The sequence below is a fragment of the Synechococcus sp. R6-5 genome (assembly GCF_047461775.1).
GTDB lineage: Bacteria > Cyanobacteriota > Cyanobacteriia > Thermostichales > Thermostichaceae > Thermostichus.
This window is the reverse complement of sequence record NZ_JANSHV010000044.1, coordinates 1-12,250: the sequence shown is the minus strand read 5'-3', so window position 1 is coordinate 12,250 and position 12,250 is coordinate 1. Positions and strand designations below refer to the sequence as shown.

The following is a 12,250-nucleotide window of genomic DNA, read 5'->3' as shown; positions in this document are numbered from 1 at the left end:
CGGGGCTCCTGCGATTTCTAGCTGACGCGACAGAGATTTAGGAGCTTCCTTATCAATCCTCTGCAGTTGCGTTTTGCTGCAAATCTTGGGTTAGAAACGCTCAAATTACCACAGAGCAAGGGTTTCCGCCATTGTCATCACTGAGGAAATAGCCAGAATAAGAGTAGCCATTGACCCAGCGATGGGCGCTACGACAACTCGGTGAACGAACGATGTTTCCCTCTCTTTTAACTCCACGTGCAGCAGGCATACTCCTATCGGGAGCTGTCTTGGGCATCCACTGCCAGGTGGCCATGGCCGCTCCCTTCCGCGACACCTTTGGTCACTGGGCCCAAGCCTACATTGAGACCCTCTCCGCTCAAGGAGTGTTGAACGGCTTCCCCGATGGTACCTTCCGCCCCAATGAGCCGGTGACCCGCGCTCAGTTTGCCACCATTGTCAATACCGCTTTCCGCCTCCGCAATACCTCCGGTACTTTCATCGGCTTCCGGGATGTGCCCCCCACCCACTGGGCAGCCAGTGCCATCTCGACGGCAGCGGCCAACAACTTAGTCGCAGGCTTTCCTGATGGCACCTTCCGTCCTGAACAGCCCGTTACCCGCACCGAAGCGCTGGTGGTTTTGACCAACGCCATTGGCAACACGGGAGCGATCCCAGCCGCTCAGCCCAGTGATCTCTTCAGCCGCTATCGAGATGCGGCAGCCATCCCCAATTGGGCCCTGGCACAAATTGCGGCGGCCAACCGCGCCGGGTTGATTGTCAATTATCCAGACCCGATGCTCTTGGAACCCAACCGCCCCGCCACCCGTGCCGAGGTAGCAGCCTTCACCCACCAGGCCATGCTTAACCGGGGATCCTTGGTGGCACAAAACCCAGGGGGCTTGCCCTCCGGTTCCCAGCCAGGCTTTGACCTGCGCCTTTCCACCCTAGCGGCGGGCACCCTGATGCAAACCACCACCCCCTTCAACGAGCGCCTCTTCATTGCCCCCAACGAAACCCGGCCCATGTCTTTGATCGTCCGCAACCCGATTCGCAACGCCCAGGGGGATATTCTGGTGCCTTTTGGCTCGCGGGTGGATGGCCGCTTTGAGCCGGCCCCAGGGGGCACCCGTTTTGTGGCGGAAAGCATTATCGTCAACAACCAACTGTTCCCCTTGGCTGCCCAGTCAGACATCATCCACGATGTCAAGGATCCCCGCTACACCACCACAGGCAAAATCATTCAGGATGCAGCCATCGGCGCGGCAGCGGGCGCCATTCTCGGCTTGGTAACCGGAGACAATGCCATTGCCACAGAAGAAGTGCTGGGGGCGGGGGTGGCCGGAGCGGTAATTGGCAATGTAACGGCACCACAGGTGGTGGTGCTGGATCCCAATCAGGTGATCGAGTTGCGCCTCACTCAGGATCTGGCGCTGGCCCCGACATCCCGATAACCGGTGCAAGGCCGGAATAAGCGGTGTCGGCACGGCTATCTCCCCAGCCAATCCAAAAGGGTTGTTCCCCCCAACCACAGGCCGATCAAAATGGAAGTGGTCAGCAGTCCTCCTGCTACACAGATCAGGGATCCCAAGCTGCACAGGATCCCATCTTCTTCCAGGAGGCCAAAAGCGGTGACGAAAACCCCCATCGCCGGCAGGGTGTTGGTGCCTGGAACGGGGATGATCATGGAAATCCCCATCAAGCCAATCCAGGTGCCCAGCCAGACTTGGCCGAGCCGTGTGGTGCAGAGCTGCCGCCAGCGGGGACGGGCAATGTTTTCAATGCGCTGCAGCCACGGGATCCCAGCCTGCACCCACTTTTGAAAATGCTTCCGTTCAATAGAGGTCTGCAACACCCATTTCGGCAGCCAAGGAGTGGTTCGCCCTGCCAGCATTTGTGCGGCCAGCAACAGGATGACCACGCCAAAGGGAGTGGAATAGCCGGGAGCCGGCAGAGGCAAAGCAGAAGGGAAAGAGAGCACCGCCAAAAACAAGCCAAAACTGCGCTCGCCCGCCAGTTTTAGAATGTCTTCGATGCGGATCAACCCTTCCAGGGAGGGTTCGGGTTGCTCTGGGCTCTCGGGAAGGCGGGAAAACCGGGCTAGCTCTTGAGACAGACGGGCCATAGAGGGGGCAGGGCTGGAGCGGGCAAAGTTTGGCAACGGGTGGGCACTACCTGGAGGGCCAACGATAGCCTACTGCAAATTCAAGTTGTGTTGGATATCTTGAGCAAAGGGGTGGTTTCGGAGAGGTGACATGCTCGGTGACAGGTTCAAGAGGGCCGTAAACATCAGCAGCCTTGAGCGACAGCAGAAGGCTCCGACTCAGTTCCGCAAAGGGGGGCGTGGGCTGGGATGGCTCCTGCTGCTGGGATCCCTGTTGATGGTGGGGCGCGGTGTGGCCCTGGCAGAAGCGCAGTTGGAGGTGGGCACTTCCACCACCCTGTCCCCGCAGGCAGCTCCGCCGGTGTTGCCACCCCCCCCTGTGGGAGTCCGACAAATTTCCCTGGATACCGATCCCGAACAAACTGCCGATATGCCCCTTTCCCTGATGGCCGAACAGGTGTTGGAGGCGGTGTGCGAAGCGCAAATTGATGCCCAGCGGGCCTTGGCTCTCATGCCCGACCTGAGCGAATCCCACATCCGTGCTGCCTGTCCGAAGCGACTGATCCCCAAAAGCTGAAGGGGCGGCCCCAAGTTGGCGCTGAAAAGTAGCCGGAAATACGTTCACTGCCAAGGAAAGGTGGTACTCAACCTGTGTACCTCTTTCTTCAGAGAGCCTTCCATTTATGATCAGCCTTTTTATGAGAGAGCCTGTCTGGTAGGGATCCTGGCGGGGGAACTCAACCGAACAGGCAAGCTGGGGGCGCTCTAGCGTGGACTTTGAACTACGGGCCGGGGAGATTTACGCTCTCCGGGGGGAGAATGGCGCCGGGAAAACCACCCTGATGAACATGCTGGCGGGCCTCTACCAGCCGGATGCTGGCGAGATTCGCCTGCGGGGCCGCCCAGTGCGGATCTGCTCCCCACACCAAGCCATCCAACTGGGCATCGGTATGGCGAAGCTTATGTGGTGCAAAGCTTTACAGGTACCGGCAACATTGTTACACTGACCTAAGATTGTCTGCATCATTGTGCAAATAAATTCACAGACAGCCTATAAGTTTTGTGCGGATCTACACTTGGCATCACTGACTTGAGGGGAAGCCATGCCCAAAAAAGCCGCCAGCACAAAACCAAAAACAACTAGGGCAACCTCAAGAGAAGAGACCAAGCCCGATCCGCAAGGGGCGATTGCTGCAGAAATCCAGCGCCTTTCCGATACCTACGGCATCTCTAAGGAACTCCTGGAGAATTTTGCGCGGTTTGTGGTCAGGCAGCTACAGCCACCGCCTCGGTTGTCTGTCAAAGAGCTGCAGAAAGCGATTTACAACCACTTTGGCGTTAAAAACGCAGCCGAGCTGAGAAAGTCAGCCAGCTTCAAACTGGCAACCAGCGGCATGGGCAAGCTGAGCTTATCCAACATAGACGATTTGGAGCGCATTTATCGTCAGCACATCGGGATCCTTCCCAACGAAGAGGGGGAAGAGGGGTATGGCTGCATCAACGGGATCAACATCTTCAAGTACGACTTGCCATGGCGGGTTTTTGGACTTGACCCCGATCGAGCTACCAATGAGGACATCAAAGCTGCCTTTTATCGCCTGAGCAAGATCTACCATCCCGATTCTCCAACCGGGGATGACAAAATTTTCCAGCGATTGACTCTCTTCTACAAAAGCCTTACGGAGAAATTTGAGCAATGGCTATAGTCTATGTTTCTTCAAACAAGCTCGCCGAATTTTTGGGTATCAGCCTTGAGGAACTCAGGGAGATTGAAGCCTACTTTGACAGTATCCCTGATGATGAGTGGGAACTGGTGGAAGGTAAAGACTATCGCGTTATCAACAAAAGTTCGGGGCTGAGAGAATACACGCAGTCTGGTGCTTACGCCATTTTATCCTTTTTAAGGTCTAGGTCAGAGCAAGGTCGTAAGTACTCTACAGACACAAGCATTAGGAATTGGTTCAAGGAAGAGTATCGCAAGAGGCAGAAGGCTCTGGTGGATCATAGGATCCTCGAAAACAGCTCCTCTCTGGTCAGAAGGCAAGATCAGTTTTGGCTATCTCTTCAAGATGTTGTGACGATCTTTGGAACTCGAACTGATTACCTTAAGAAAGCGCTTGAGATTGCATCAAAACAAAGTAAACTCATCAAAGACGTTCATTACACACGCTTTGGCAACGACGACACTGTCTACCTCTCTTTGCGAGGCATCTATGAGCTTGCCAAGATTATGGTAGAAGTCCTCAAGCAAAACCACAGAAAAGACTGGTGTCGAGATGTTGGCGAACGCATTGAACCCCAGATTCAGGCAATCGTCAAGACAATCCAGGATAGACAAAGGCAGATAGAAAGAGCAAAAGAGCTTGCAAGAAGAAGGGATAAAAATCTCTGTAGAGTTACTCGAAAAACAGCCAGTAGCCTAACGGTTCACCATCTCTACTCTGAAGCGCACTATCCAAAGATTGCAGCAAATCTTTCCAACCTGATTACTATAGCCAGCGAAGTGCATAGCCACTTTCATCAGTGGATGGGAGGTTTCAACGAGCCATGTACAATTGATGACTTCATCAAGTATGTTTTGGAATACTATCCTGAGAACAAAAACCTGATCATCTGGTTGGGACAACAGAAGGCCAGTCTTGGGCCGCAGTTGCCCATTGGCAAGGGGAGAGAGCATGTGCTCTACATTCCTCTCCAGCGTGTAACTTGAAATAACCCATTGGTTATCGGTTGTTTTCAGGTCATTCCAACCACCTTAGTCAGGTTTGTCCGTCCTTGAGGATCCTTGATCTCTTTTTGGGGATCCCTCTTTCTGCGAGCAATCCGCGTCTGTCTCACTGGAAACGACAGAGGCCATAGTACAGCCAGGGATCCCTAAACCAAGCCCTGATTTAAGATCTCGCGGGAACGGGCGATGGCTGCTCTCAAGTTGGCCCGCTGGGTGTAGCGCATCGTCATGGCGGCAGTTGTGTGGCCCAGCAGGTGCTGGATATGTTCGGGGGCAACGCCGCGATCCAGCAACAAGGTGGCAAAACTGTGGCGAAACTGGTGGGGGGTTTGATGTCCCGGCTCAGGCTCGGTTAGCTTGAGCACAATATGCCGCAGGCCATCGTAGGTGAGGGGGCGCCCCCGGTAGGCCAAGCAGCGAGATTGGGAAACAAACAAGGGATCCGTCGGCGCGCACGGGCCCCGTTCTCGGCTCAGATACTGTTGCAACAGCTCGGAGAGGGGATCCCCTACTGCCACAGCGCGAGGTTTACTCCCCTTGCCACAGCGCACTTCCAACAGGGATCCCTCAGGGCTGATTTGAAAATCTTGAACGGTTAAGTCCAACAGCTCCTGGGCCCGCAGCCCGCACTCCAGCATCAGGCGAATCAAAGCCGCGTAGCGCAGAGAATGGTTTTGGGCCCGCTGCAACACCCGCTGCAACAACAACCGATCCAGATCGCGAGGCAAACGAGCGGGTAGGCGGGCAGGTCGAATGGCTTGGGTGGGCAGGGGATCTTGAAGGTAGCCCCGTTGGCTGGCCCATTCAAAAAATTGCTGCAAGGCCAACCGCTTCAGGTTGTAGGTGGCCGGGGAAGCGGGCGGATGGATCCGCTGGCCAGAGCGGCTTTGGAATGGTCGCCCTTTCAAGCTGTTCAAAAAGGACTGAACGTGGACAGGCTGCACCTGGGGCAGCGGCACGGGGCAAGTTTTGGCAAACTGCTCCAGAGCAATGCGGTAGGTACGGCGGCTGGCAGGGGCCAGATCCCGCTCCCGCTCCTGCAAAAATTGCGCCGCCAGATGGCTGAGACTGGGAGCAGGGCCGCTCGGTTGAGTCTGTCGAACCTGACCAGGTCGGGGATCCCTCATCTTTAGCCCACTGGCAACCCTCAACCAACTCTATCCTTCCCCTGCGAGCAAGCTCCAGCTTGGACTCGGCCCCTACCCCGGCATCAAATGCTGAGCGATGAAGTCCGTGTACACTTCGCCCCTCAAAAAAGCTTCATGGCGCAGGATCTGCTGGTGGAAAGGGATCGTGGTGGGCACCCCAGTGATGGCGCATTCCCCCAAAGCCCGCTGCATGCGGCGGATGGCTGCCGCCCGGTTAGGCCCCCAGACGATCAGCTTGCCCAACAGCGAATCGTAGTAGGGGGGAATGGTGTAGTCGGTGTAGATGTGGGAATCCATGCGCACCCCCGGCCCTCCAGGGGGCAAATAGGCGCTGATCGTGCCAGCGCAAGGCCGAAACTGCTGCTTGGGATCCTCGGCGTTGATGCGGCATTCGATGGCATGGCCCCGCAACTCCACATCCTTCTGGCGAAAGGTGAGGGGTTGACCTTGGGCAATGCGAATCTGCTCGGCAATCAGATCCAGCCCGGTCACCATCTCAGTAACCGGATGCTCCACCTGGATGCGGGTGTTCATCTCGATGAAGTAGAACTGGCCATTTTTGTCCAGCAAAAACTCCACCGTGCCCACCCCCACATAATTCACCACCTTGGCCGCTTTCACCGCCGCTGCTCCCATGCGGGCGCGCAAGCTTGCAGTCAAAGCCGGGCTGGGGGCCTCTTCCAACAGCTTTTGATGCCGCCGTTGAATGGAGCAATCCCGCTCGTACAGATGCACCACATTGCCCTGGCTATCCGCCAAGATCTGAAACTCCACATGACGGGGGCGCTCGATGAACTTCTCCAAGTAAACCCCGCCGTTGCCAAAGGCTGCTTGGGCTTCCCCCTGAGCGGTGCGCAGCATCTTCAGCAGCTCCTGGGCATCCCGCGCCACCCGCATACCCCGCCCCCCGCCACCGGCGGTGGCTTTGATGATCACGGGGTAGCCGATTTTCTCCGCCAGCTTCACTGCCTCCTCCTCAGAGGTGATCAACCCGCGGCTGCCCGGCACCGTCGGCACCCCCACCGCTTGCATGGTCTCGCGGGCCGTGGCCTTGTCGCCCATCTTGCGCATCGCCTCTGGCGAGGGGCCGATGAAGATCAAGTTGTGGTCGGCACACATCTCGGCAAATTTGGCATTCTCCGCCAAGAACCCATAGCCCGGATGAATGGCAGTGGCCCCGCGGGTGAGGGCTGCCGAGATGATGTTGGGAATGTTGAGGTAGCTTTTGGCCACCGGGGCATCTCCTACGCAAACAGCCTCGTCCGCCAGTTGGACGTGCAGGGAGTTCTGATCCGCAGTGGAGTAAACGGCCACAGTTCGGATCCCCATTTCCTGACAGGTGCGGATGATGCGCAGGGCAATCTCACCCCGGTTGGCGATCAGGATCTTGGTGATGGGCGGCATGAGGGAGGTTCAGAGCAGAGAGATAACTTGACCGCTAAAGCCAGCAGTCTGTGAACGCAAGGTTAAGTTTAGGTGCTCATCCTACTATGCCAACCAGAGGGAAGAATAGAGAAGGCTGGTGGGGATCCCGCATCCGGCCAATCCAGCCGACAACCTAGCTGGGGCTGAGGCTACAGGGATCCGGCTGCAGCAGAATCCCAGTGGGGGCAAACTGCGTCACCCAAAACTCCACATCTTGAAACTGGCGACGCAGGGTGTCGCGCGCTTGGGCGGCCAGCTCCAGGCTGGGCATGATCCCGAAGACCGTTGGCCCTGACCCCGACATCAGGGATCCCAGGGCCCCCGCCGAGAGAAGAGCTTGGCGCAGCTCCCCTACAATCGCGTACTCCGGCAAAACCACCTGTTCCAAGTCATTGCGCAAACTCCTGGCTAACGCCGGCGGATCCTGACGGCTGAGAGCCGCCAACGCCTGCGGCAAGGTGGGCAGTGTGGGTTTGGGTAGGGCATCCCCTCCCAAGCTCCCCTGACGAGAACGAAAGGCTTGATAGGCCCAGGCGGTGGAAACCCCCAGGTGCTTGGGCTTGGCCAGCAGCACAGGGATCCCTTCCCAATCGGCCAGCGGCTCCAAAACTTCCCCGCGCCCGGTGGCCAGTTGCGTTCCCCCCTGGATACAGAAGGGAATGTCGGATCCCAGACGGGCTGCCAAGCTCTGCAACTCTCCCACCGTCAGGCCCAGCCCCCACAGTTGGTTCAACCCCACCAAAACCGCCGCCGCATCAGCCGAGCCCCCCGCCAAGCCTGCTGCCACCGGAATGTGCTTTTCGATGTGGATCTCCACGCCGGCGGAAGAGTGACACTCTTTTTGCAGCAGCTCAGCCGCTCGATAGGCGAGGTTGCGGGCATCTGTGGGCACTTCTGGGCGATCGCAGGTGAGGTGGATCCCGTGAGGACGGCTCTTCAACTGCAGTCGATCCGCCAAATGAATGCTCTGCAACACCATCGCCACCTCTGAATACCCGTCAGGACGGGATCCGAGGATTTCCAGGTAGAGGTTGATCTTGGCGCGGGCAATCAGGGTACAGGCTTGCATGGGGTGAAAATCTGGGTCAGCAACAAGTCTCAACTCCCCTTAGCCTGTACAGACCTGATCAAAACACAGACTTATCCGGGGAGGTCTCCCAGCCCGATTCTAACGGCAATGGATCCCCTTTCTAGCTGCCGGAGCGCGGCCATGGCCCCAGCCACTCTCCACCGCGAAAGCGCCAGCGGGGAAACAAAATGCGCATTACCACCCAAGCGCTGAGGTAAAGGCAAACCCAGACCACACTGTAGTGGAGAATAAAATCTCCCAAGTCAAACCGTTGGGTTGGGATATAAGGAAGACCCACCACCTTCAAGACTGTACCCAAAAAAAGCCCTTCCCAAATGCCGGCCAAAAGCTGAAGGATCCCAGGCCAATCGTGATCCCACATCCACCCCATCAGGTAGTTATAAACGACATCCCAAACACAGCCAAACAGACCTACGTAGAACAGCACCCAAAAATAGGTGAGGCTGCCGCCATGTCCAGTGATCCCAAAATAAAAGGGTAAACTTGCCAAAACACCAACGGTGGCCAATAAGAAAATGCGAGTTTGCCAGCGGCCAATCAGGGTCGGAGTCATCTTTTCCTCCAGCAGTTTTGCCTATCGAGATCATCAGGATCTATTTCGCTCCCGGTCTGTTTGAGAGAATCTTCTGGCCTTCACCCCCATCCGTTCTCCCTTTGGTAGAGAAGAGTTAGGGCTCAGCGCAACGCCACTTTCATGAGGCTAGCGCGATGAGGAATGGCCATGGTGTGCCGCCAATGTTTTACGTGTGGGACAGCGTTGATAACCAAAAACATCTCACAAAATCCAGAAGCGTTGCCCAATGTCGGCAAGCTAGGGGCTGATGTTTAGGGCCCACTTGCACCATTGCCACAGGGATCGGATCCCTTCTAAGCCTTTGACCCCCGGTGCCCGCAGTCGAGCCAGGTGTTCCACCGAGCGATGGGCACAGTACTGTAAGCCCAAAAACGTATCTACCGGCGCATAAGGCCCGCCCAAGGTGATGATCCCGGCAGCGTACATCCGCCCATCCTGGTTGCGCATCTCCGCCAGCTCAAAATCGTTGGAAACGTGCAGGCGTCCGTGGGGATTGAGGGGCAGATTGTAGTGGGTAATCAGGTCGTTGAGGAGAGGATTGGTCATGGGATCCGAAACCAAACCCGTACAGTCGATAACGAAATCGGCCTCCACCTTTAATTGCGTGTTGTTGTGGGTACCTCGAATGTAGGTTACCGGCTTACCCTTGTCGCCGGGAACCACCGACTCCACCTTGCCGAACACAATCGAGTACCAGCCTTCCCGCAGCCCTTGCCGCACGATCCGCCGCCATTTCCGCCGACTTGCTGTCGTGGTGCCGCCCCAAGCTTCCAGCAGTTCGCGCCGTTCCAGGGGGGTCGCCGCTTCCAATTTGGCACGCAGAACTCCTCCCCAAGTGCCCTTGGGCCAGTTGAAGGGCTGAAACTCCCAATGGTTATCCACTGCCCGTTTGGCTCGTCCGAAGCGATTACCGCTTTTGGGCGCACGGCTCAGATGCACCACCGAGATGCGGGGGTTGACTTTGCGGGCTTCGTAAAGGCGTTCCATCACCTGAGAGGCGACGATCCCAAATCCCCGAATTAGGACGGTGCCACCTTGTTTCTCCAACTGCTCATAAACGTGATCATGAGGCTCATAGCCGTGTACCACCGATCTCAAATCTCCTGTTTTTTCGCGAAACTCCTGCAGGTCGTTGAGCAACTTGATGGCCGGATATCCAGTTGCCAAATGGAGATACTTGGCCACCATAAAACGGTGATCCGTATGGCCGGGCCGCGTTGCCGAATAGGCCACCACATATCGCCCATCCTCCGTTTTGCGAATGGCGCGAATATGGCCGTAACACAACATTTGCTCCCAACCAATTCGGGCTGCCTCCCGATCCATTGAGGCGAATACATCCCCCGCCCGCGGCGTATAGGTATCTGCCAACAAGGGCTCACTAAATACCTGCCACAAAAAGCCGAATGCTTCCAACAATCGGCCGGAGAAAAAGGAACGCCAAGCATCCCGCAGAGCATAGCCAGGCCAGCCCCAAATGTTGTCTGGACAAGAATCGGAGCCAGAGCGAATTCGCTTCCAGCGGGGGATCTGGCAGTTGGTCAAAAGCCGTTCATACCGTTCGTAGGGTTTACGGGCAATGCTGATGACGCGGATGTGTTCCGGTCTGACCCCGTAGATGCGCAGGGTATCCACCCAGACAAAGCTGCCGATACCGCCGCCCAAGGCCAAATAGAGGGTCTCTTCCACAGGTAGTCCGGTGGCTTTGAGGGCGCTCAGGGCAATTTGCTCAGCTCGAAACAAATCCGGCGGGGGAAAATCCGAGCCAGCCCGCACTTCAGGAAGCTGCTCTGGGGCGAAAACCACCGTGGAAGCCGGGGGAACCTCAAATGCAGTGTCGGGTTGGGTGGCCGGGCGAATCAGTTCGGTGCGCGGCTCCAGCAAAAGAGTAGGGGTGGCGGTCAGAAGGGTGGCATTGGGATCCCTGGGGGACACCAAACCCACGGTGATGCTGTAGGGGCCAAGCTCCACCACTTCTCCCCCCTGGAGCACCCGGCGTGCCTGACGGATTTTTTCCCCATTGATGCGGCTGCCGTTGGCACTGCGATCTTCATAGATGACCTGGCCATCCTCACCGAGATAGACGAGGGCGTGATAACGGGAGATCTCCTGGCTGGCAAACACAGCCCGCGCCACTTCTCGACCTTGCCATTCCTGTGGCAATTGGGCCAGCTCCCTGCCCAAGGCAAGAGGCAATGGAAAAATCAGCTCCTGCTGTTCTTCGGTGATGGGATCTTCCCAGCTCAGTTGAATTTGCATAGCTTCTGCTCACCCCTATGGAGATCATGACGAGGCCGTTGAGAAAACACAGAACAACGCGACCTCACGGGTCACCTTGTAGTTTGCCTGGGATCCTTATTTTTCAATCCCTCAGGGACTTGGATTAGCCGCCGGGATCCCTAGAGAAAAATGGAAGGATCGTCGCTCTAGACAGGAGATCGCGGGGCTTTGTCAGCTTCTGAAGGCGGAACCACCAAGGTAGCACTCAAGACCAAATGCCCACAGTAGGGACAATTCTGACCCTGATATTCTGGGGGCAGATAGTGAGGGTTTTCCAGGCGGCTGCACCTAACCTTGAGGTTGCCCAAAGTACCGTGGCCGAGGGGAACCCCTTGATCCTTTCTGGTAACCTCTACAGATTTCACGCTCAGCACAATACGCCCCAATTGAATTTGGCTATTGGCCTCAAGCGCAAGCTCTTCCTGAATTATTTTTCGGCCATTCACCCAGACGGGGTTGGGCTGCTTAGGAGGCAAACGATCCCGAGTTAAGTTGCGAATGTGAAAGTTTAAGGTTTTGGGATCAAAATAAAGCCCGGCGTGAACTCCTGAAACCGAGCGAGTTGGGTCGTGAAGCACCACATCGCAGCCGGGATCCCGTCCAATGGTAACCAGCTTAGAGGGGACAGGCGAAACCGTTTGCGATCGGCGCCGGTCGGCCTCGGTCCATTCTAAAGTGAGTTGACACACAATCCCATTCTCCACCGTTCAGCGCCTCCATTCCCTAGATCGGCTTCAGCATATCCAAAGGTCAGCTTGGGGAAAGCAGAAGATGTCTTTTTCGTCAAAATTGTTATCTTTTTGGATAACTATAACCTACTCCCCTGACCAAAGGCTTGCGCTGATCCGGATCACCTGAGTTGGGATCTCCGAGTTACATTCCTGCTGGAGACCGTGCCCAAACGCTCCGCGCCGCTTCCGCG

Annotated in this window: 12 protein-coding genes; 5 read left to right on the top strand and 7 right to left on the bottom strand. The window is 56.7% G+C overall.

Annotated features, from left to right (window positions below; all coding sequences use genetic code 11):
• The first annotated feature begins 212 nt into the window (after positions 1–212).
• The gene (locus NW818_RS02380; protein WP_414423737.1) at positions 213–1,433 is read left to right on the top strand and encodes an S-layer homology domain-containing protein; all 1,221 of its coding nucleotides are present in this window, start codon (positions 213–215) and stop codon (positions 1,431–1,433) included.
• 35 nt (positions 1,434–1,468) lie between these two features.
• Here NW818_RS02380 and NW818_RS02375 read toward each other — a convergent pair whose 3' ends face one another.
• Positions 1,469–2,140: an exopolysaccharide biosynthesis protein gene (locus NW818_RS02375; protein WP_414423736.1), complete on the bottom strand. Its 672-nt coding sequence runs from the start codon at positions 2,138–2,140 to the stop codon at positions 1,469–1,471.
• A gap of 94 nt (positions 2,141–2,234) precedes the next feature.
• Here NW818_RS02375 and NW818_RS02370 point away from each other — a divergent pair, with 94 nt between their 5' ends.
• From NW818_RS02370 to NW818_RS02355, 4 genes are all read left to right on the top strand, one after another.
• Positions 2,235–2,660, top strand: coding sequence for a hypothetical protein (locus tag NW818_RS02370; protein WP_011433014.1), 426 nt, complete (start codon positions 2,235–2,237; stop codon positions 2,658–2,660).
• Between the two features lie 193 nt (positions 2,661–2,853).
• Entirely contained in the window at positions 2,854–3,090 is a 237-nt protein-coding gene (locus NW818_RS02365) for an ATP-binding cassette domain-containing protein (protein ID WP_414344206.1), read from the top strand.
• A 96-nt stretch (positions 3,091–3,186) separates the two neighbouring features.
• Complete coding sequence (locus tag NW818_RS02360; RefSeq protein ID WP_083757641.1) at positions 3,187–3,789, top strand: J domain-containing protein; 603 nt, start codon at positions 3,187–3,189, stop codon at positions 3,787–3,789.
• Complete coding sequence (locus NW818_RS02355) at positions 3,780–4,793, top strand: hypothetical protein (protein ID WP_414344204.1); 1,014 nt, start codon at positions 3,780–3,782, stop codon at positions 4,791–4,793. The genes NW818_RS02360 and NW818_RS02355 overlap by 10 nt, the downstream gene beginning before the upstream one ends.
• A gap of 164 nt (positions 4,794–4,957) precedes the next feature.
• Here NW818_RS02355 and NW818_RS02350 read toward each other — a convergent pair whose 3' ends face one another.
• From NW818_RS02350 to NW818_RS02325, 6 genes are all read right to left on the bottom strand, one after another.
• Positions 4,958–5,938: a tyrosine-type recombinase/integrase gene (locus tag NW818_RS02350; protein WP_414423735.1), complete on the bottom strand. Its 981-nt coding sequence runs from the start codon at positions 5,936–5,938 to the stop codon at positions 4,958–4,960.
• A gap of 72 nt (positions 5,939–6,010) precedes the next feature.
• Complete coding sequence (gene accC, locus NW818_RS02345) at positions 6,011–7,363, bottom strand: acetyl-CoA carboxylase biotin carboxylase subunit (RefSeq protein ID WP_414423734.1); 1,353 nt, start codon at positions 7,361–7,363, stop codon at positions 6,011–6,013.
• A gap of 154 nt (positions 7,364–7,517) precedes the next feature.
• Positions 7,518–8,453 carry a 4-(cytidine 5'-diphospho)-2-C-methyl-D-erythritol kinase gene (gene ispE / locus NW818_RS02340; protein WP_414423738.1) on the bottom strand — a complete coding sequence of 312 codons (936 nt, stop codon included), beginning with the start codon at positions 8,451–8,453 and terminating at the stop codon, positions 7,518–7,520.
• Positions 8,454–8,574: 121 nt separating this feature from the next.
• On the bottom strand, positions 8,575–9,027 hold the full coding sequence (locus tag NW818_RS02335) for a hypothetical protein (RefSeq protein WP_011431474.1): 453 nt from the start codon (positions 9,025–9,027) through the stop codon (positions 8,575–8,577).
• A gap of 258 nt (positions 9,028–9,285) precedes the next feature.
• A complete protein-coding gene (locus NW818_RS02330; RefSeq protein ID WP_414423733.1) occupies positions 9,286–11,307 on the bottom strand; it encodes an FHA domain-containing protein in 2,022 nt (673 codons plus the stop codon).
• A gap of 167 nt (positions 11,308–11,474) precedes the next feature.
• Positions 11,475–12,017 (bottom strand): FHA domain-containing protein, encoded by a 543-nt coding sequence (locus NW818_RS02325; RefSeq protein ID WP_414423732.1) that lies wholly within the window; start codon positions 12,015–12,017, stop codon positions 11,475–11,477.
• Positions 12,018–12,250: the final 233 nt, after the last annotated feature.